Below are 21,252 nucleotides of genomic sequence, written 5' to 3' on the forward strand. Positions count from 1 at the left end.
AGTCAGGAAGGTTCGATGACCTGTGTGGCCGGTCCCAGGCAAACGGTTCCCCGGCGCGCAGCTGACATGGTTTTTGAAAAAGTTGGCGCAAGCCCAGGACAGGCCACGCAAGTTTCGGCACAAAAAGGTGCCATCAAAAAAATAAAACCCTTAAAAAACAATCATATACAGGCAATTCATTGATTGGCACAGGCGGTGCTTAGGAGGCCTTCGTCGAAATCATTGCGATAGCGCACACCTGAGGATAAAAAATGAATTGCCTTGATGATGTTTCCTCCCCACCCCTCTTGACCTCTTCTACCACCCCCCTGGATCTGTCGACCGGGCTCCAGAAAAAACTGAAAGCCTTTATTCACAAGCGCGTATTGAACCCCGAGGATGCGGACGATATTTTTCAAGTGACCTGTCTGGAGGCCTGGCGCAGCAAAGACCGCTTCAATGGCCAGGCAACACTGAGCACATGGATGTGCGGCATTGCCCAGAATCTGATTCGCAATCACTTTCGCCGGCTGTACGCGAGGCCGGTACATTGCGAGTTCGACGAGGCGCTCTGCCCTGAGCAGCATTGCGCCAGCGACCTGGGTGGTCAGTTCGAAATCAATCGACGTCTTGAACTGACCCTCACGGCCATCAACCGGCTGCCAACCGAAATGCGCAATACGCTGTACGTGTCGCTGGAAAGCGGCGGTAGTTATCGCGACACGGCCAATGTTCTGGAGATCCCCATAGGGACGGTTCGTTCACGCATCTCGCGGGCCCGGGAGCAGCTCAAGATAGCCACCCACTGCTAGTGCTCACCACGGACATCTGCACAGAGAGGTCCATGGTTGAGGGTTAGCGTGCAGAAAGGCCAGGGAGTGGCCGCCCACTACCGATTCAGATTTTTTTCGTTCGCGGCAGCAAAATCGCCAGCACGCCGAACAGCGGCAGATATGAGCACAGGGTATAGACGTACTCGATGCCATGAATGTCAGCCAGGTGCCCGAGCAAGGCGGCACCGATCCCGCCAAAGCCAAACATCAAGCCAAAGAAGATACCCGCAATCATTCCCACATTGCCCGGCACCAGCTCCTGGGCGTACACCACGATAGCCGAGAAGGCAGAGGCCAAAATAAAGCCGATGACCACACTGAGCACACTGGTCCAGAACAGGTCGGCATAAGGCAACATCAACGTGAACGGTGCCACCCCGAGTATCGAGAACCAGATCACCGCCTTGCGTCCGATGCGATCGCCTATCGGCCCACCAAAGAACGTACCCGCTGCAACGGCTCCCAGGAACAGGAACAGATACAGCTGTGAAGTCGAGACCGACACGTCGAACTTCTCAATCAGAAAGAAGGTGTAGTAGCTGGTCAGGCTCGCCATGTAGAAATACTTGGAGAACACCAGCAGGCCGAGCACCACCAACGCACCGAGCACCCGCCGTTTTGAAAGGCCATGGGTCGCTTTCTGCCCGGCCTTGAGCTTGAACAGGTTCAAGTGGTTGCGGTACCAGCGGCTAATGACATACAGCAGCCCTACGGCGAACAGCGCAAATAGCCCGAACCAGGCCACATTGCCCTGGCCATAGGGAATAATGATGGCCGCAGCCAACAACGGCCCGAAGGCCGAGCCCGCGTTGCCACCCACTTGAAAGGTCGATTGCGCCAGGCCGTATCGTCCGCCTGAGGCGAGCCTTGCCACGCGGGATGCTTCAGGGTGAAAGGTTGAAGAGCCAACCCCGACCAGCCCTGCCGCCAGCAGGATCAGCGGAAAGCTGCCAACCTGGGACAGCATCAAAATCCCTATCAGGGTGCACACCATACCGGCTGGCAGCAATAACGGATTGGGATGACGGTCGGTGTAGTAACCCACCCACGGCTGCAATAGAGAAGCCGTCATCTGGAACGTCAGGGTAATCAGCCCGATCTGGGTAAAGGTCAGGTCATATTTGGCCTTGAGCATCGGATAGATCGACGGCAGTACCGCCTGGATCAGGTCATTGATCAGATGCGCCAACGCCACGGCACCGATAATGCGCATGACTAACGGGCTGGACTGGGGAACTGGAGGGGACGCGGTTGTAGTTGTTTGAGCGTTGCTAAGAGCCATTTGAGCTTCCGTACGACAGGTGAATGCGCGCTTGCAGGTACGTCAATGTGCCATTTTTTTACAAGATATTGCCATCCAAAGCCGCCCAAAACCTTAAGCAGTTGATAGCACAAAGAATTTTTAAGATATTTGCTTGACACATGTCCATTACGAGGGAATAATGCGCGCCATTGGCTACATAGCTCAGTTGGTTAGAGCATAGCATTCATAATGCTGGGGTCCGGGGTTCAAGTCCCTGTGTAGCCACCAAATACCGGTTTCACTACATCGCAAGATGAACATGAAACCAACAAGAAGCCCGCCTAGTGCGGGCTTTCTTGTGTCTGGGGGATTCGGTTTGTCGCTCTATGTCCCCTGACAGCCCCGCCTTCGTGTATGCCTGCTTGTAGCCCCATGGCTGACACCACACTGCCCAGTCTGGAACCAGAAGCTTGCGCCTGCCGTGAGCTGGACGGCAGCGCTCTGTATTTCCGGGTCAAACCCAACAGCCAGAAATACTGGGGACTCTGGTCGGAAGGCGTATTGGTTTCTCTGTCTCCATGGCGGTCTCAAGAAGTCACAGACTAGCAATGGGAACGGATCACAGCCGCGGCAGCTCTTACAGGGGAACGAATTCCAATGCAGTAGCTGCCGCAGGCTGCGATCATTTCTACAGAATTAAACCCGCACGTTGCGGCCCGGCACCGTTGAGCGCTGACTGCTCCCCCAATCCTCGACCAACCCCACGGGTACAAGCGACGCCGGCAGCATCTTCAGCCCGCGAACCAGGTCGGATGCGCGTTCGGCCAGCATGATGGTCGGCGCGTTGAGGTTGCCGTTCGGCTCGGTCGGGAATACCGAAGAATCGATCACGCGCAAACCGGCGATGCCGCGCACACGCAATTCAGAATCAACCACCGCCATGTCATCTTCGCCCATGCGGCACGAACCGCAAGGGTGGTAGGTGCTTTCCAGATTGTCACGCACGAAGGCGTCGAGTTCTTCGTCGCTGGTCAGGTGCGCGCCAGGGGCAATTTCGCCATCGCGGAAGCGGTCCATCGCCTTCTGACCGATGATCTCGCGAGTCAGACGAATGCAGCGGCGAAAGCCTTCGCGGTCCTCTTCCCGTTCCAGGTAGTTGAAGCGAATTTCCGGATGCACGTAAGGATCCGCCGAGCGCGCCCGCACATACCCGCGGCTTTTCGGTTTATTCGGTCCGGTGAGCACCATGAAGCCATGGCCCTTGATCGGTTTGTTGCCGTCGTAGCGCATGGCCGCCGGCAGGAAGTGGAACTGAATGTCCGGCCAGCGCAGGCCCTTCTCCGAGCGAATGAAACCGCCGGCCTCGAAGTGGTTGGTCGCGCCAAGCCCGTCCTTGAACAGCAGCCAGCGTAAACCGATCATCAGCTTGCTCAGCGGGTCCATCTTGCTGTTGAGTGTCACCGGCTCCTTGCAGCCGAACTGGATGTACACCTCGGCGTGATCCTGCAAGTTCTCCCCTACCCCCGGCAGGTCATGGCGCACGCCAATCCCGGCTTTACGCAGGACATCGGCCGGACCGATACCCGAGCGTTGCAGCAGGTGCGGCGAACCGATAGGACCGGACGATATCAGCACTTCACGGTTGCAATGGACCTGATGTGTCTGACCGTCATGGTCATACATGACCCCCACAGCGCGCTTGCCTTCAAGCAGGATCTGGCGAGTCATCGCGTGGGTAATCACGGTCAGGTTCGGACGGCCCATGGCAGGCCGCAGATAGGCATTGGCAGTCGAGCAGCGCACGCCGTTTTTCACGGTCATGTGCATGGCACCGAAACCTTCCTGCATGTAGCCGTTGCAGTCCTCGGTCTTGATGTAGCCCGCTTCTGCACCGGCTTCGACCCATGCGCCGTACAGCGGATTTTTCATGTTGTTGCCGTTGGTGGTGTGCAGCGGCCCGGTTTTCCCGCGATAGCTGTCGCCACCCAACTCGTAGTTCTCGGCCCGTTTGAAGTACGGCAGACAGTTGCGATAGCCCCACCCTTCAGCACCGAGGGATTCCCACTCGTCAAAGTCCAGCGCATGGCCACGGATGTACACCAGGCCGTTGATCGACGAAGAACCACCCAACACCTTACCCCGTGGGCAGTGAACCCGCCGGCCGTTGAGGTAAGTCTCCGGCTCGGTCTCATAGCGCCAGTTGTACTTCTTGGTGTTCATTGGGATCGAGAACGCGCTCGGCATCTGGATCACCACGCTGCGATCACTGCCACCAAACTCCAGCACCAGTACCGAGGTGTCCGGGTCTTCACTCAGGCGGCTGGCTAAGACACAACCTGCCGAGCCTGCGCCAATGATGATGTAGTCGTATTTTTGCGTAACCATGGTCATCTCCCGACCGTTGATTCAGTGAAAACCGGCTTTTGCTGTTTGTGGGTCAGCGTGTCGCCAGTGGTGTATTGCGGGGAGGTTTTTTCGATTTGCTGGATCACGGCTTCCTCGCGCTTGAGATCGATCGAACGGCTGAGCCAGTAGTACGCCAATCCAGAGACGATCAGCCCGACTAGCCAGGCGATGTCGATGCTCCCCAGCGCCTTGGCGAGGGGGCCGACATAGACTTCACGCTGTTCAACGCCGTCGAAGATGTAGAAGAACGGAATCATCGAAACAAAACCGATGGCATACGCGGCGATGCCGCGCAGTCCCCAGCTGCCATAGATGTTGCCGTGGGGCATGAAGAAGTGCGGGATGGCGTAGCGGCCCTTGCGCACGAAGAAGTAGTCCGTGAGGTTGACCGAGGTCCAGGGCACCAAGAAGTACAGCATCACCACAAGGTAGATCCCCAACACCGACAATCCTTTGCCCGAGCTCTGGATGCTCAGGGCCACGCCCAGTTGCAGCAGGATCACGAAGCCAATCGCTAGAATCCGCGCCTTGCGGGTGGGTTCGATGTGCTTGATTGAATCGACGCAAGTCAGCGTGGTCAGTTTCGCGCTGTAGATGTTCATCGCGATCACCGGCAGGAACGCCACGATGGTGATGACCACGACCGCCGTCCCCATCAGTGGCGACACGGTGTTGCCGACTTGACCGAGGGCCACCAGCACGTCAGTGGAGTGCAGGTGATCGGCCAGCCAGCCACCTACGGAAATCATCCACGCGCCGGACAACGAAGCACCGAGAAACACCACCGCAATCAACTTGCCGCTGGAGGTGTTCTTTGGCAGGTAGCGCGAGTAGTCAGACACATACGGGGCGTAGGCGATGTTGTAACTGGCGGCTGCCGCAAACTGCGCAATGAAACCGGTCCAGTTGAAGCCCAATGGGGCTGGAGCCACTTCGCCGGCCACCAATGCTGGCATTGCCGCATCCGGCACCCACCCCATCAGCACCGCCAACGTCACCAGGCCATACAGCGGCAGCGACAGGAACAACGCCCATTTGAAGCTGCGGTGCATCCAGTCGTGACCGAGAATCGCCAGCACCGCCGCCGGTATCGTCACCGCGACCCCGATTACCCAGGGGTGAAAGCCGAACAGCGTGTGCAGCCCCTGCATCATCAACACCAGGTTGACGATATTGAAGCCGGCGAACACAAACAGCGTCGCCAGTAACACCAGAATCACACCGCGATAGCCGAACTGTGCTCGGGACTGGATCATTTGTGGCAGGCCCAGGTGTGGGCCTTGGGAACCATGAAACGCCATGAACAGTGTGCCGAACATAATGCCCAGAGTGCCAGCGAGCGTGGTCCAGAGCGCGGTCAAGCCGACGCTTGGGCCCACGAAGCCGATGGTCATGGTGAAGAACGTGAAATTGCCGAGGAACCAGAACGGGCCCTGGCTCGACAGTTTATCGGTTCGCTCGTTCTCCGGGATGAAGTCAATTGAATGGCTTTCAACGACGATTTTGTCATCGTGGGCCGATACGCTCGAGGCTGACTTGGCGTTAGTGTTCATGACGTACTCTTATTGTTGGAAGATCATGACGAGACAACCGCATTCTTTCGGGTGAACGACTATCGGGCGCGTCCTTGCCGTTCCCGAGTCATGAGGGCGCCATTGGCGCCGCGTGTAGAGGGGCGTCAGCCGTGACTTAAGGCAGCGTGATCCAGACCGCCTTGGTTTCGAGCAGGTAATCGAGCTGCTCGGCGCCCAGATCCTTGCCGAATCCGGACTGCTTGTAGCCACCAAACGGCATCGACGGGTCGAGGGTGCCGTGGGCATTGACGTAAACCGAACCCGCTTTGAGGCGTGGAATCAGGCTGTGCACTTTGCCAAGGTCATTGGAATACAGTGCAGCGGCCAGGCCGTATGGCGAGTCATTGGCCAGGGCCAGCGCGTCTTCCTCGTCGTCGAATGCAGCAGTGACCAGCACCGGACCGAAGATCTCTTCCTGGACGATGCGCATGTCGTTTCGGCAGTGGGCGAAGATGGTTGGCTCGACGAAGAAGCCAGGGCCATCGACCGGTTGGCCGCCATAGACCAGCTCGGCACCTTCCTGCTTGCCGGTTTCGATGTACTCGGTCACGCGCTGCTTTTGCAGTGCCGAGACCAGCGGGCCGATAAAGCAGTCAGGGTCCAGGCCCGGGGCCATTTTCAGGGTGCGCGTGTAGGCGATCAGTTCACGCAGGAATTCGTCATAGACACTGCTGTGAATATAGGCCCGTGTGCCTGCATCGCATACCTGACCCGAGTTGAAAAACACGCCGTTGGCGACCGCTTGTGCAGCCGCCGGAATGTCGGCATCGGCAAACACGATGACGGGTGATTTTCCGCCGAGTTCGAGGGTCAGACGCTTCATTTCGTCCAGCGCAGCGCGGCCGACGGTACGGCCAACCGGGGTCGAGCCGGTGAAGGTCAGTTTGTCGATGCCAGGATGCGTAACCATGGCCGCACCGACCACGCTGCCGCGACCGGTGACGATGTTGATCACGCCGTCCGGTATTCCCGCTTCCTGCACCAGTTCAGCGAAACGCAAGGCCGACAGTGAGGTCAGCTCGGCGGGTTTGACAACCACAGTGCAACCTGTGGCCAGGGCCGCACCGAGTTTCCAGGCCATGGTTTGCAGCGGGAAGTTCCACGGCACGATGGCGCCGACCACGCCTACCGCTTCCTTGCGGGTATAGGCCAGGTAATTGCCCGGCAACGAAGGCTCGACGGTGCGCCCGTGGAGCTTGGTGGCCCAACCGGCGAAGTAACGCAGGGTATCGACGGTGCCCTGGATATCCACGTCCTTGGCGAAGGCAACGGATTTGCCCATGTCAATGGACTCGATTTCCGCCAGTTCAGCGGAGTTCAGTTCAATAAGGTCCGCCAGGCGCTGCATCATGCGCTCGCGTTCTGCCGGTTTGGTCTGACGCCAGGCGCCGCCGTCGAACTGGGCACGGGCCGCTTGCACGGCGCGGTCCAGGTCATCGGTGGTGCCCATGGGAATACGGGTGATCAAGCCTTCGGTCGAAGGTTCGATGACGTCGGACGTCTGGCCATCGCTGGCTTCGACCCAAGCGCCGCCGATAAACATTTTCTGGACCTTGCTGAGAAAGGTCTGGGTGGCTTCGCTGACACCGAATTTTTGCAGGTATTGTTTGACGATCGTGTCCATTTTTATTCTCTCTGCACGGCAGTCTGATACTGCGGGGCTTGGTGGTTTCGATGATCAGACCGGGGTCGTTTCGCTCTCGGCGGCACGCACCTTGGCCCGCTCGTGGAAGATGAAACCGATGCTGTTGAGCAGCAGTTGCGCGGCAAGAATCGACGTCATGCCGGTTGGGTCATAAACCGGTGCCACTTCCACCAGGTCCATGCCAACGATGTTGCCTTGGCTGCGTTTGGCCAGGGCCTGGATGATTTCCAGCACTTCGTAGTAGAGGAAGCCGCCGTGGCTCGGGGTGCCAGTCCCAGGAGCGATGGACGGGTCGAAACCGTCGATGTCGATCGTGATGTAGTAGTTGATGTTCTGCGGAATCAGCGCCAGGACACCTTCGACCCCCAGGCGGCGCACATCACGTACCGAGAGAATCTTCGAACCTGCCTCGTGGGCCGCTTCGTAGTCATCGCGGTTGGAGGACGACACGTTGCGAATGCCCATTTGGGTCATGCCTACGATGTGGTTCATTTCCGACGCGCGGCGCAGCGGGTTGCCGTGGCCGTAGCGAACGCCGTGGCGCTCGTCGACGAAATCCAGATGTGCATCGAAGTGGATGATATGGATCGGACCGCGGCCTTCGAACGCCTTGATCACCGGAGCGTGCACCGAGTGGTCGCCGCCGAGTACAACCGGCATGACACCGGCATCGAGGATTTTGCGCACCGCGTATTCGGTGTTCCTGTTGCTAGTGGCCATATCGGTGTGAACGATATCGGCGTCACCGACGTCGACCATGCGCACGTCCGACGCGGTCAGGTACATCACGTCATCTTCGTGGTCGTAAGCGCCAGCGTGGCCGAAGGAAAACAGCGTCGACGCTTCACGAATCCCTCGTGGTCCAAAGCGTGCACCGGACCGCCACTGGGTGCCCATGTCGTTGGGCACGCCGAGCACCGCGACGTCGGCATCCAGCGCGTCCCAATCGGTGCACACAGGGGATTTGCCAAAGGTGCAATGACCCACGAATGGCAGGTTCAGGCGACCGGATTCATAACCGTTGTTCGACATTTCTAGCCTCTCCATTTTTTGTATTCGGCTTGGCGGACTGCCAGGCGACCGCCGTTGGAGTGACTATGGGCGCAGGTTTTCTTGGAAAAAATGCTAAACATCAGATATTCATATCGGCATTACCGATGCATCCACACGCGGGAGCGCCCCAGTGATTCAACTGCACGATGTCGATCTGAAATTGCTCAGAGTGTTTGCCACAATTGTCCGCTGTGGCGGGTTCTCCGCCGCGCAGGCGGCGTTGAACGCCGGGCAGTCGACCATCAGCGAACAGATGACCCATCTGGAAACCCGACTCGGGGTCAAACTGTGCCAGCGCGGCCGCAGTGGCTTTCGTCTGACCGAGCAAGGAGTGGCAATCCATGAAGCCACCCAACGCCTGCTCTCGGCGGTGGAAAACTTCTGCATGGACGCCGACGTGCTCAAGCAACACATCAGCGGCAAGCTCAACCTGGGGATCATCGACACCACGATTACCGACCCCGACTCGCCGATCCCGCGTACCACCCAACGTTTCGTTTCCAGGGGCCATGACGTGCACCTGAACGTCTACGTGGGTACTCCGGCTGAACTCGAAGAGCGGGTGCTCGACGGCCGACTCCACCTGGCCATCGGGCACTTCCCGATCCATGTGCCCGGCCTTCAGCACTCACCGCTGTACCAGGAGGCGCTAGGGTTGTATTGCGGGAGGCGTCACCCGCTGTATGGCAACAAGGCCGAAGGTGACGAATTGCTCGAAGAGATCAGCTCGGGGCGGATTGTCGTGCGCGGCTACATGCAGCAATACGACCTGGAGCACCTGGGCGTCAGCAAGGCGGCAGCCACCGTGGACAACATCGAGGCGTCGGCGATCCTGATCATCTCCGGCGCCTACGTGGGCTTTCTGCCCGAGCACTTTGCGACCCAATGGCTCAAGTCCGGCGAGATGCACCAGCTGGCCCCCGCCAGCATGCGCCTTAGGTCGCCGTTCGACGTGATCACCCGACGCGGCACCGCACCACCACCGATCCTGCAAGCCTTCCTGGAAGACCTGGCCACCAGTGCGCGTTCAACCGGTAACGCATGACGTGACGCTCGCCATATCCAAATTTCGACCGGCATATTGATTTTAGTTCGCCAACCTTGCAGGCCCGCCATGCGCATCCACGTCACCTTCATCGACCGCGTCGGTATCACCCAGGAAGTCCTGGCCTTGCACGGAGGACTCAGTTTCAACCTGGACGCCGTGTAGATGGTGCAACCGAACCTTTACATCGACGCGTCAACCCTGGGCTCCGATGTGCTGGAAGAAATGCGCGACGCCTTCCTCGGGATGAGCGGCGGTTTAATGTTGATGTCCACTTTTCCAGAGTGCCGGTAAACGGGAATGGCCTTTTATGGTCGATGGGCATCGCCTCACTCTCGGTAGCGCTGTAGCGAATCGGTATTGCGCCGGACGTCAACGCCAGACGGATGACTTATCGGGTATCGCTCGATACCCTTACCTACCGTCGCCTGACGGTTTCCAGGTCAAACCCCACTTCACCCAGGCGAGCATGTCATGAAATCCCCCGCAGGTTTGCTGCTGTCGGCTATCGAGTTGGACCGTGCCAATGCCATTCCCCTGTACCGCCAACTGTATCTGCAGATTCGCAAACAGATACTTAACGGCAGGATCCAGGGGGGGGTGCGCCTGCCGTCGACCCGGACCTTGAGCAACGAGTTGGGATTGTCGCGGATCACCATTCTCAATGCTTTCGATCAACTGATTGCCGAAGGTTTCCTGGCCTCGCGCACTGGCGCCGGTACGTATGTCGGCACTGAGTGGGAAAACCGAGGTATCGAGGATGAGCAACAGCGCCAGCCACCTCGCCTGTCCGACCTGAGCCAGTCGATGCTGTCGCTGCGCAGCGATCATTTTCGCGGGGTTTCCTATGCCGATTGGGACCCCGCGGCCCCGACCTCCTTTCTGCCTAGCCACAGCACCTATGACGCATTCCCGCAGGCGATCTGGCGGCGCCTGATGAACCGTCATCTGCTCAAGCCAACCAAGACCATTCTGGGTTATGGCGAGTTGCAAGGCTTGCAGGCGTTTCGCACAGCGATTGCCGAATACGTATTCGATGCTCGTGGCATCGACTGCAGTGCCGGGCAAGTGGTGATCGTTTCCGGCGCGCAGCAAGCGTTCAACCTGCTGGGCATGCTGCTGCTCAATCCGCAGGACAGCGTCTGGATGGAGGATCCGGGGCACATCGCCGCGCGCATTGCGTTGCAGGCCCAGGGGGCTCAGGTGATTCCGTTGCGTATCGATGAACAGGGGATCGATGTCCAGCAAGGACTGACCGAGTGCCCTGATGCCCGAATGGTGTTTTGTACGCCTTCACGCCAGCATCCTTTGGGTGTCACCCTGAGTTATGCGCGGCGCCAGGCACTCATCGACTGGGCCGCGCAGCATCAGAGCTGGATCATCGAGGACGATTGCGACAGTGAGTTTCGCTACAGTGGCCGACTCCTCCCGGCGCTCTATGCAATGGACCAGATGGCTCGGGTGATCTACGTCGGAACGTTCAGCAAAGTTCTCTTTCCGTCACTGAGACTGGGTTACGTGATTCTGCCGCAGACCCTTGTCGAACCCTTCTGCACCTTGCGCGCGGTCATGGATCGCAGTCCGCCCACACTGCTTCAGGCGACAACTGCGGACTTCATGGGTGAAGGCCACTTCCTGGGGCACATACGCCGCATGCGTGCGCTGTACAAGGCGCGCCAGCAGGCATTGATCGAACAGCTTGAAAAGCAGATTGGCAGCTTTTTCAGGATTACCCCTACGGAAGCTGGCATGCACCTGATCGCCTGGCTGCCCCCCGAACTCAGTGACACTGACATTGCCCGGCAACTGGCCCAACACAACATCCACACCTACGCCTTGAGCGACTACCGCATCAAGCATTCCCTGTCACCGGCCCTGTTGATCGGCTTTGCCGGCACGCCTGAAGACCAGGCCCGGGAGCGTGTCGAAGCGCTGGCCCGGGCCTTGCGCACATTGGGTTATCTGCCGCCGAGCACTTGATGCCAGGCAAGTGGTCTTATCAATTAACTGATAATGGATCTATCGAGAGTTCCTGACTGGCGCGATAAAGGCTGCGCCGGTAGACCCGGTGTCTGAACCAGGAACGACTCTAATGAACAATAAGATCCAGGAACGATTCAACGCCTTGCTGAGCCATAAGGTGGTCGAGTACGGGGCTGTTCCCGTGCTGACGGACGCACTGGCCCGGCGGCTACTTGGGCGTCTCGGGCAATTGCGCCTGTTTGCCCACGCCTACCCGCTGCTGACCAATCTCACCCATGGTCGTGTCACCCCTGCCGATCTGCTGGACTTCGCTTACCGGCATGAACTGCAAGGCCTGAGCCTGCACTTGCTCGACGGTGAAGAGAATAGCCTGAGCCAGATGTCGCCCGTGCAGCTCCATGCGTTTGCCGCCAAGGCCAAAGCGCTGGGACTGGATGTGCACCTGGAAATCAGTAGCACGCTGAAAAAGGATGTCGATCAGGTGATCGCCATCGCCAGGGTCCTAGGGGTGCGCAATATCCGTGTTTACTCACGCTATGAGGGCACCCTGTCGCGGGTCATGGACATTATTGAGACCGACCTGCACTACCTCGCGCAACAGGCCGACGAACACGATCTGTACTTTGACTTCGAGCAACATGAAGAACTCAAGAGCGGTGAAATCGCGCAACTGCTCAACCGCCTCAACCACCCTCGCCTGCATGCCCTGTTCGACTTCGGCAACATGATCAATGCCTGCGAACAGCCCCTGCAGGCCCTGCGCAACCTAGCGCCGCACATCCGTCAGACCCATCTCAAGGGTGTGCGCATCGTCCCCGAGCAAAACGGCTTCGGCCATTACGGCGTTTTGCAGGGCAGCGACGAGGACGATCTGCCCAGCGCCCGCATGCTGTTCGAGCTGTTGATGCTGGGGGAACCAACCCCGCAGGTGATCGCATTCATTCTCGAGCAAGAAAACCACTACGTGGCCCCGGCCTTCCGTCAGAGCCTTGAGGCGGCCGATCCCTTCATTGCCTACCGAGAGATGAGCGAAACGCCGCTTCCGAATGGTTACTCGCTTGAACGAATGCTGGCCGATGAACACCGTTGGGCGAACAACCAGGTCGCCTATGTCCGTAGCTTGCTAGCCGAATTGCGCACCTTGGCCGAACTGACCCTGGCCACCCATTCCAACGCCTGAACCTGACGACCCGATTACGCCCGGAGAACAATAATGACAGCTCAAAACAAGGCCAAATGGCTCAGGTTCCTGATCCTCATCCTCGGTGGCGGCACCATCTACAAGCTGGCGAACCTCAAAGACGCTTTCTATGTACCCATGCAGGAATTCATGGGCTTGAGCCACACTGAAATCGGTATGCTGCTGAGCGCCAACGCGATAGTCGCTACTGCACTGTTTGTGATTGGCGGCCTGCTCGCCGATCGCTACGACACGCGCAAACTGATCCCTCTCGGCCTGATCGGGACCGGTAGCCTGGGGTTGTACCTGGCGACCTTTCCGCCTTTCAGCAACTTGCTGATCGTGTTCAGTCTGTTGGCCATCTGTGCCGACTGCCTGTTCTGGCCATCGCTGCTCAAAGCCATCCGCAACCTGGGTGACGATAAGGAGCAAGGCCGACTGTTCGGCCTGCTCGAAGGCGGGCGTGGCGTGGTTGATACTCTGGTGGCCTTTTCCGCCCTGGGTGTGTTCGTCGCCATGGGCTCGGGTGAAACCGGCCTGAAATCGGCGATCCTGTTCTACTCGGTCATCGACATTCTGGCCGGCACCCTGACCTGGTTCCTGCTTAAGGGCGGTAACACGCAGTCGGTGACCAAACCGAAGAACGGTCTGGCGAACCTGATGGAGGCGATCAAGGTACCGGGAATCTGGCTGGTCAGCCTCAACGTGTTCATGGTCTACATCGTCTACTGCGGCCTGACCTATTTCATTCCCTACCTCAAGGAAATGTACGGGTTGCCCGTAGCTTTGGTGGGCGCCTACGGCATCATCAACCAGTACTTCCTGAAAATCCTCGGCGGGCCTGCCGGCGGTTTCATTGCCGACAAGCAGTTCAAGAGCACCAGCCGCTACCTGAAGTGGGCATTCCTGGCACTGCTGCCGCTAATGGGCGTGATCATGCTGATTCCAAAAAGCCCGGGATTCATCTATGCAGGCATGGCCGCCACCCTGTCCTTCGCCCTGATCGTGTTCTCCATGCGCGGCGTGTTCTGGGCCCCCATGGGTGAAGTTGGCATTCCCCAGCACATTACCGGCTCGGCCTTTGGCATCGGTTGCCTGATCGGCTATGCACCCGGCATGTTTGCCTATGTCATCTATGGCGCGATCCTCGACCAATTCCCCGGTCAACAGGGTTACAACTATGTCTTCTCCCTGATGAGTGTGCTGGCTATTGCGGGCTTCATGGTGTCCAGCCTGCTCTATCAAGCGGTGCGCAAAAAATCCATGGCCACTGGCGGGATGAGCGCGGCGCAAGCCTGATCATCGCTATGGAATCCAGAAGGAGGGATCGTCTACCACGCCAATCCCTCCTTCTGGCTACAACTCAGGAATGAACTGGCGATGAATAGCGCGCAATCGGGATAACGCGTTACAGCGGCGGAACTTTTTTCATCTATCGAGTTCTGCCGCCCCCTTGGAAATGTAGAGCGGGACCTTATCCTATGATTTCGCGTTGTGTATGGACCAAGCCCGACGAGCCAGGCCTTAGAGCCCTTCACCGGCAATATAGAAAACCGCGCCTTGCTGCACCTCAAGACCATTTTATCGTTTATCGGAAAGAAACCCGTCTGTTGCTCAGTTAGGCGACTTCTGCCGCTCCCACCCTTGAGCAGCGTTGCTCTTGAGTGAATGACATTGCGCCTGCTGCGGGCTTTGGTGTGTCAGGGAGTGTGTCCTGGACTCCCCCGTCGACCTTCCCCCGGCATCCCCGACAATTGGGGGGGGAGCAGTCCAGCCGGGCTTGCAACGCTCATCAGCAGTCTTACACCTTGAAACAACAGCTACAGTCATGGTAAATGATAAGAATTATCATTAAGTTCATTCCAATGGCTCAAATCGCGCTCGCTTCTGCCAATGCTCGACAGACGGTATTGCACAGCCTTTTCGGTGACCACCATGGTTGGTTGTTGAATCGTCTACGTGCGCGGCTGGGCTGTTCCCATGATGCTGCTGACATCGCTGCTGAAGTATTTGTTCAGGTTGTTGCATTGCCTGAACCGCAGGCAATCCGCGAACCTCGCGCACTCCTTACGACAATCGCCAAGCGATTGATGTACGACAGTTGGCGCAGGCGCGATCTGGAACGCGCTTATCTGGAAGTGTTGGCTTTGCAACCCGAAGCATTCGAACCCTCCCCTGAAGTCCGGGCACTGGCGATTGAAGCTCTGCTTGAAATCGACGCCTTACTCTCAGGCCTTTCGTCACGGGCCCGCACTGCATTTCTGTGCAGCCAGGTGGACGGTATGAAGTACGCCGACATTGCCGAGTTGATAGGGGTATCGACAATTCGGGTACGCCAATATGTAGCCAAGGGTTTGAAGCTGTGCTGCCAGAATCTGATTCACGAGTGAAACGCGCACCTTCTGCCATCGAGGAAGCCATCGAATGGACGGCCTGCATGCGTTCAGGCGAAGTCCTGGATGATGAACAAAAGGCGTTCGAAGCCTGGATCGCCAACGCGGCGAATGCGCAGGCATGGGAGAGAGTGCAGACCCACCTGGGGACAACCTTTTTACCGCTTGCACGTAACTCGGACTCGAAGGTACGCAGGGTTCTGCAGTCGCCAGATCCGCAACGACGCCGCTTGCTTCGGGGCGCCCTGGTTCTTGGCGGAGTCGGTGTCGGCGCGACACTGATTGGCCGGCAGAGCAAGCTGTTCACAAGTATGGGGGCCGACTTGAGTACAACCACTGCGCAACGTCGTGACTTCAAACTGCCGGATGGCAGCACGCTGGTTCTGGACGCGCGCAGTGCGGTGGATATCGATTTTACTGCCAGCCAGCGAAACGTGATGTTGCGTAAAGGGAAACTGGTCATAGAGGCCAGCGACGATCCCAGGCCACTTGTTGTGCGCACATCACATGGATTTGCACGCAGCTCTGACGCACGGTTTATGGTCTCGCTGCAAGACGACACCACTCATGTGTGGGCAATGACTTCCAGCCTCTGCGTGGGTCTGCTCGAGGGGCAATGCTCGTTGCTCAAGAGCGGAGCGGGTGCCCGTCTCAATTCAAGGGCTATCCAGCCACTTGCCGCTAATCGCAAAGGGGAAACCAGTTGGGAGAGCGGCAGGCTCAGTGTCGATGATTGGGCGCTGGGAGAAGTCATTCAGGCATTGCAGCCCTATCGGCGCGGGGTGTTACGCATTGATCCGGCGGCCGCACAGCTTCGTGTCTCCGGTTTGTTCTCCCTGGATAACAGTGAACGTGCACTGGCCTCGCTGGAGCAAATCCTGCCTGTGCGCATAGAGCAATACCTGGGGTTTTGGACCCGGATCGAACTGCGCGGCTAATTATTTTCAAGTGGCCCTATATCGCTTTTTCAATCTCGTTGGACATAGGAATTAACCGCTAATAAAAGCGGAGCCGCCAACACGGAGTTACCCATGTCCAATCGCTTTAACACTGCGTTCAGGCTGACGCCTGTGTGTTTGTCTTTTTTGCTTATCCTGGGTCACGCTTCGACCAGCCACGCGCAATCACCTGCAACGGGCAGCGCATCTCAACAACACTTCGACTTGCCTGCAGACACCCTGGTGGGGACACTCGATCGCATCGCCCGCCAGAGCGGCAACGAAATCATTTATGCCCCGAATCTCGTCGACGGGCTCCGTGCTCCGGCCATCAAGGGAACAATGAATGCAGAGCAGGCTGCACAGCTTGCGATTGAAGGCAGTGGATTGTCCGTACGCACGACTGCGGGTGGCGCCTTGACGCTGGACCCACTGGGTAGCATGACGTTGCCGGCGCAGGCGATTGTTGGAATGCAGACCGAGGCACCGACCGTATCGGTAGGAACCAAAGTCCCGCTGCATCTGCGAGAGGTGCCTCAAACGATCAACGTCATCGGCCAGGAGCGTATTCAGAAGCAAAACCTCTACACCCTCGAAGATGCACTGGGCAAGGTGGGCGGTGTCACCGTTCAGCGTATCGACGCCAGCCGCCTGAGTTTTTTCTCCCGCGGTTTTGAAATGACCTCACTGCAGTTGGACGGTACGCCGACTACCATGGACAACAGGGTTTTTTTATCGCCCGACCTGACCATGTACGACCGCGTTGAAGTACTCAAGGGTCCATCTGGCAGCCTGACTGGCGCCGGCGGTCCTGGCGGCAGTATCAACCTGGTGCGCAAACGGCCGTCGGCCGAGACGGCGGTTTCAACAGAGATCAGCGCCGGCTCCTGGGATGACTACCGTGGCATGGTCGATGTCACCGGCCCGCTGACAGAGAGCGGTAATGTACGCGCACGCCTGGTGCTCAGCGAGCACAAGAAAGGCTTCTACTACGACGGTGGCGGCAAGCGCGAATCGAATCAAGCCTACGGCATCGTCGATATAGACCTGACGCCAGATACGGTCTGGACCATTGGTGCCAGCAACCAGAACACCGACATCCGTGGCGCCCAGCGCTCCCTGCCTGCCTATCGCTACACCAACGCTGCCGGTGAGGCCGCAATGTCGCTGCCAAACGTGTCGCGCAAGAATTTTTACGGTGAAGACTGGAACCGGGACTATTTCTGGAGCACCGCTGTTTTCACCGAAATCGAGCACCAGCTGGGGGATGGCTGGAAAACCAAACTCTCCCTGCGACACGCCGACAACAACTACGACTTGACCCAAGCTTACGCACGCAATGGTGGGGGCATAGACCCCGCCGACAATCTGGTGTCCATGAACTCGATCATGTTTGATTATCGAGAGAAACAAGACGAGGCCGACATCTACGTCGACGGCCCGTTCAACTTCCTTGGGCGTGAACACACGATGCTGGTAGGCGCCAACTATTCGCGCTCCGAGTTTGCATCGAACGGCGGTTATTACTCGGACTTCCTGGGTGATGTCGACCTCTACGACCCCCAGCCTGACTTTGCCTATCCGGCCTTTGCCGAATCGGACAAGTTGCCGACCAGCGTTGCCAACACCCGCGCAAAAGCGATTTACAGCAACGTCCGCTTGAGCCTGGCCGACCCTCTGACGCTGGTGCTTGGCGGGCGCGTGACCTGGCTTGAGATGCACCGCAGCCAGCACCAGCCCCAGGCTGGTTCACCGGCGCAAAAGAACGCAGAGAGCGTGTCGCAGAAGTTCACTCCGTTTTACGGGCTGATCTACGACCTCAACGATAACTACTCGCTGTATGCCAACTACTCCGGGGTATTCCAGCCGCAAGCCGTCAGCAACCTGGACGTTAATAACAAGATACTCAAACCACTGGAAGGCAAGCAGCACGAACTGGGGATCAAGGCCGAATTCCTCGATGGCGCGTTGAACGCCTCGCTGGCAGCGTTCCAGATCGAAGAAGAGAACCGCGCGATTCCGGACATGAACGATCCTAGTTTTCTGGCCGTGGTTGCCAGCGGCAAGGCTCGCACCCGCGGATTCGAGGCTGAGGTGAATGGGCAAATGACCCCTGACTGGTTCCTTAGCGCGAACTTCACCCATACCTACAAACGTTATGACAGCCCCAACGAGCAACTGCAGACCTACCTGCCGAAAAACATGCTGCGGGTCTGGAGCCTATACAAACTGCCCGGCGAGTTGGAAAAGTGGAGTGTCCAGGGTGGTGCCAGCATCGTCAGCGAGACCTACAACAAACTGGATGTCCCTGGCATCGGCATGGACGGCACCAAACTTCGTCAGAGCGGGTACGCCTTGTACGATGCGGGCATTGGCTATCAGATCACGCAAAATCTCTCTGCTGATCTGCTCGCTACCAACCTGACCGACAAGAAATATTTCCAGCGCATCAACACCTTCCAGGACGGGAATATCTTCGGAGACCCCCGTGCTGTGTCCATAACCCTGCGCGCCAAGTTTTAATTGCAGCAGCCCATCAGTTACCCGGCATGGTTTTTTTTTGAGTCGGCCACAGGGTCCGCGATCAGGGAGGCAGTGGTGAGACGAACCGCAGGAAAACATCCGGGGCTACTGCGCAGCGTGTGGCTGGTGCTGGTGTTGCTGCTCAGTTACCTCTCATGCTGGGAACTGAACCGATTCTTGGCGTTGTGCCTGGTGCACGCCCATGTCCAGCCCAGTGAAGCGGTGCTGATCAGTTCGATCGCCTGCTTTGCACTCTTTCCTTGGCTGGTGCTGTGGCTGTTCAGCGCACCGCGTGGAACGCGCAATTGCGTACGGGTGGCGAGTGCATCGCTTGTGATGTGGACAAGCACTTTTTTCATGGAGGCAGGCGTCTGATGTTCACCCGTGTTCGTCAAGCGCTGCTGTGGATGCATCGAATAATCGGAATCGGTTTTTCCGGACTGCTGCTGATCGCATTTTTCATGGGCAGCCTGGCGGTGTATGACCGTGAGCTGGACAGTTGGATGTTGCCGCAGATTCGCCTGGCATCGGTTGACACCCCACTGTCACTGGACCAGCGAGTGGTCCCCCACGTTGCCAGCTTGACCCAGGGCAAACCGCTGCTGCAGTGGTACGTGGAACTGCCTGACAAGCGCCGACCGGTGATTCGATTTCAAGCATGGACCCAGGACCGTCAGGGATTGAGTCGCTTTTTGGCGCCAGGAGAAGACCGAGTGCTGCCGGAGGCCGGAAGCCGCGGCGGCGATTTTTTTTACCGGTTGCATTACACCCTCAACATCAACTTCTGGAGCATCGGTACGCGTCTGGTTGGCCTTGCCGCCATGCTGGGGCTAATCGCGCTGATTGCTGGCGTATGCATCCATACACGCCTGTTTCAGGACCTGTTCACGCTACGGGTAGACAAATTACCCAGGCGGTTGTTGGACATGCACAACCTGACCGGTGTGTTTGCCCTGCCTTTTCACTTCATCATCCTGTTGTCGGGGCTTTTGATCCTGTTCCCGCTGTACCTTCCTGCCGGCATCCTGGCGGTGTATCAGGACCAGCCCTATCAGTTTGGCCAGGAGGCGGACGCAGCGTACAGTCGCCCGGCACTGGGTACACCGGGGTCATTGGCCTCGCTGGATCAGATGATGGCGCAAGCGCGATTGCATTGGGGCAATGGTGAACCGGCGTTTGTCAGGGTCTGGCACCCTGGAGATGCCAATGCCTACGTTGAGGTCAGCCGCTCGTTGGCTGACCGCATGAGTCAGGATGGGCAAACCCTGTACTTCGATGGCGCCAGCGCACATCTGCTGCACGAATCCCGATTGCCTGCAGCGGCCGCGACCTTCAAGTTTCTGGCCGGGTTGCACGTAACCCACTTTCAGCAACCGTGGCTGCGCGCCTTGTATTTTTTTGCAGGTTTGAGTGGTTGCGTGATGCTCGGCAGCGGCCTGCTGTACTGGCTGGAAAAGCGCCGCCTGCAGCAGGCTGCCGGGCGGTGGAGCGTGGTATCGATGACGCTGTTCAGCAGCGCGATGATCACTGGAATGCCATTGGCCACCCTGGCCATGCTGGTGGCCAATCGATTGCTACCTATCGGCCTGGCTGACCGTGCGAACTGGGAAATCACCCTTTTCTACTGGGTCTGGTTACTGGCGATCATGCATACCCTGTGGGCTATCCGGCGTTCAGCACAATCGCGCGCGCCCTGGGCAGAGCACCTGCTGGTGATCAGCGCAATGGCGCTGCTGGCAGTGTTCTCCAATGCCTGGAGCACGGGCGACCATCCATTGCAGTCGATGAAGCGGGGGCTCCCGGCGGTGGCGGGCGTGGATCTGGCATTAATGCTCATCGCGTTGCTCGCGGGAGTCATTGGTTGGCGCCTGCTCCGTCGCAAGCGCCTGACAAGGTGAAAAATGGCTGACTGGCTATCGGATATCGCGGCGTTCGGCTTAATGATAATGGGGCTCAGCGCGCTAGCACTCAGTCAAATCCCCCACTCTCGCAGGATCACGCTTACCCGCAAGAGTCCCACAACACGAGTATTGCGTTGCGGCGCAACGCTGTTACTGGCCTTGAGTCTGCTGTTGAGCCTGACAAACCAGGGAGTTGTCATGGGAGCGGTAATCTGGACGCTGGCGATTACACCGTCAGGTATTGGCGTGACGATGATCCTCTGCTGGTACACACATCAGAGAAAAGAGTAGTCAGGCGCTTGCAGCTTAAATACCTCAAGAACACTTGAACCGCTCTTAAAAAAAGCGCCAGCACAACAGGCACGTCAAGACCATCGAATCACTGCAGCGACCAGAAACAAAAAACCCCCGAAGCCATCAGGCATCAGGGGTTTTCTATGTAGTGGTGCCCAGAGACGGAATCGAACCGCCGACACGGGGATTTTCAATCCCCTGCTCTACCGACTGAGCTATCTGGGCAAGGCCGTAATTAAACGTTCTTTACAGCAGAGACGTC

Annotated in this window: 17 protein-coding genes, 2 tRNA genes and 1 pseudogene; 14 read left to right on the forward strand and 6 right to left on the reverse strand. The window is 58.1% G+C overall.

The window, feature by feature from the left end; translation table 11 throughout:
- The first annotated feature begins 15 nt into the window (after positions 1-15).
- Positions 16-183, forward strand: coding sequence for a hypothetical protein (locus tag AACY07_RS02975; RefSeq protein WP_339473392.1), 168 nt, complete (start codon positions 16-18; stop codon positions 181-183).
- A gap of 68 nt (positions 184-251) precedes the next feature.
- A complete protein-coding gene (locus AACY07_RS02980; RefSeq protein WP_326397353.1) occupies positions 252-791 on the forward strand; it encodes an RNA polymerase sigma factor in 540 nt (179 codons plus the stop codon).
- Positions 792-876: 85 nt separating this feature from the next.
- Here AACY07_RS02980 and AACY07_RS02985 read toward each other — a convergent pair whose 3' ends face one another.
- Positions 877-2,094, reverse strand: a complete 1,218-nt coding sequence (locus AACY07_RS02985) for an MFS transporter (protein WP_219261707.1) — start codon at positions 2,092-2,094, stop codon at positions 877-879.
- 172 nt (positions 2,095-2,266) lie between these two features.
- On the opposite strand from AACY07_RS02985, the gene AACY07_RS02990 reads away from it, so the two are divergent.
- A tRNA-Met gene (locus AACY07_RS02990) sits at positions 2,267-2,343 on the forward strand.
- Between the two features lie 408 nt (positions 2,344-2,751).
- On the opposite strand, the gene betA is transcribed toward AACY07_RS02990, so the two are convergent.
- The 4 genes from betA to speB all read right to left on the reverse strand — a co-directional run bounded on the left by betA (position 2,752) and on the right by speB (position 8,712).
- Positions 2,752-4,440, reverse strand: a complete 1,689-nt coding sequence (gene betA / locus AACY07_RS02995) for a choline dehydrogenase (RefSeq protein ID WP_133076433.1) — start codon at positions 4,438-4,440, stop codon at positions 2,752-2,754.
- A 2-nt stretch (positions 4,441-4,442) separates the two neighbouring features.
- On the reverse strand, positions 4,443-6,014 hold the full coding sequence (locus AACY07_RS03000; protein ID WP_133076434.1) for a purine-cytosine permease family protein: 1,572 nt from the start codon (positions 6,012-6,014) through the stop codon (positions 4,443-4,445).
- Positions 6,015-6,150: 136 nt separating this feature from the next.
- Positions 6,151-7,659: an aldehyde dehydrogenase family protein gene (locus AACY07_RS03005; protein ID WP_339473393.1), complete on the reverse strand. Its 1,509-nt coding sequence runs from the start codon at positions 7,657-7,659 to the stop codon at positions 6,151-6,153.
- Between the two features lie 54 nt (positions 7,660-7,713).
- The gene (gene speB / locus AACY07_RS03010; protein WP_339473394.1) at positions 7,714-8,712 is read right to left on the reverse strand and encodes an agmatinase; all 999 of its coding nucleotides are present in this window, start codon (positions 8,710-8,712) and stop codon (positions 7,714-7,716) included.
- Between the two features lie 151 nt (positions 8,713-8,863).
- On the opposite strand from speB, the gene AACY07_RS03015 reads away from it, so the two are divergent.
- From AACY07_RS03015 to AACY07_RS24280, 11 genes and pseudogenes are all read left to right on the forward strand, one after another.
- On the forward strand, positions 8,864-9,778 hold the full coding sequence (locus AACY07_RS03015; protein WP_133076437.1) for a LysR family transcriptional regulator: 915 nt from the start codon (positions 8,864-8,866) through the stop codon (positions 9,776-9,778).
- 69 nt (positions 9,779-9,847) lie between these two features.
- Positions 9,848-10,033: pseudogene (locus AACY07_RS03020) on the forward strand (Fis family transcriptional regulator); the annotation flags it as partial.
- Between the two features lie 219 nt (positions 10,034-10,252).
- Complete coding sequence (gene pdxR, locus AACY07_RS03025) at positions 10,253-11,758, forward strand: MocR-like pyridoxine biosynthesis transcription factor PdxR (RefSeq protein WP_339473395.1); 1,506 nt, start codon at positions 10,253-10,255, stop codon at positions 11,756-11,758.
- Positions 11,759-11,870: 112 nt separating this feature from the next.
- The gene (locus AACY07_RS03030; RefSeq protein ID WP_133076439.1) at positions 11,871-12,941 is read left to right on the forward strand and encodes a sugar phosphate isomerase/epimerase family protein; all 1,071 of its coding nucleotides are present in this window, start codon (positions 11,871-11,873) and stop codon (positions 12,939-12,941) included.
- A gap of 33 nt (positions 12,942-12,974) precedes the next feature.
- Positions 12,975-14,240 (forward strand): MFS transporter, encoded by a 1,266-nt coding sequence (locus tag AACY07_RS03035; protein WP_339473396.1) that lies wholly within the window; start codon positions 12,975-12,977, stop codon positions 14,238-14,240.
- A 566-nt stretch (positions 14,241-14,806) separates the two neighbouring features.
- On the forward strand, positions 14,807-15,331 hold the full coding sequence (locus AACY07_RS03040; protein WP_133076473.1) for a sigma-70 family RNA polymerase sigma factor: 525 nt from the start codon (positions 14,807-14,809) through the stop codon (positions 15,329-15,331).
- Complete coding sequence (locus tag AACY07_RS03045; protein WP_339473398.1) at positions 15,328-16,272, forward strand: FecR domain-containing protein; 945 nt, start codon at positions 15,328-15,330, stop codon at positions 16,270-16,272. The genes AACY07_RS03040 and AACY07_RS03045 overlap by 4 nt, the downstream gene beginning before the upstream one ends.
- A gap of 93 nt (positions 16,273-16,365) precedes the next feature.
- On the forward strand, positions 16,366-18,795 hold the full coding sequence (locus tag AACY07_RS03050; protein WP_339473400.1) for a TonB-dependent siderophore receptor: 2,430 nt from the start codon (positions 16,366-16,368) through the stop codon (positions 18,793-18,795).
- A gap of 75 nt (positions 18,796-18,870) precedes the next feature.
- A complete protein-coding gene (locus tag AACY07_RS03055; RefSeq protein WP_326397349.1) occupies positions 18,871-19,170 on the forward strand; it encodes a hypothetical protein in 300 nt (99 codons plus the stop codon).
- A complete protein-coding gene (locus AACY07_RS03060) occupies positions 19,170-20,693 on the forward strand; it encodes a PepSY-associated TM helix domain-containing protein (protein ID WP_339473403.1) in 1,524 nt (507 codons plus the stop codon). Before AACY07_RS03055 ends, AACY07_RS03060 begins: the two co-directional genes overlap by 1 nt.
- A 3-nt stretch (positions 20,694-20,696) precedes the next feature.
- Positions 20,697-20,987 carry a DUF3325 family protein gene (locus AACY07_RS24280; RefSeq protein WP_445261343.1) on the forward strand — a complete coding sequence of 97 codons (291 nt, stop codon included), beginning with the start codon at positions 20,697-20,699 and terminating at the stop codon, positions 20,985-20,987.
- A gap of 152 nt (positions 20,988-21,139) precedes the next feature.
- Here the strand turns inward: AACY07_RS24280 and AACY07_RS03065 are convergent.
- Positions 21,140-21,215: transfer RNA gene (locus AACY07_RS03065), tRNA-Phe, on the reverse strand.
- Positions 21,216-21,252 lie beyond the last annotated feature (37 nt).

The organism is Pseudomonas sp. RL_5y_Pfl2_69, from assembly GCF_963970465.1.
GTDB lineage: Bacteria > Pseudomonadota > Gammaproteobacteria > Pseudomonadales > Pseudomonadaceae > Aquipseudomonas.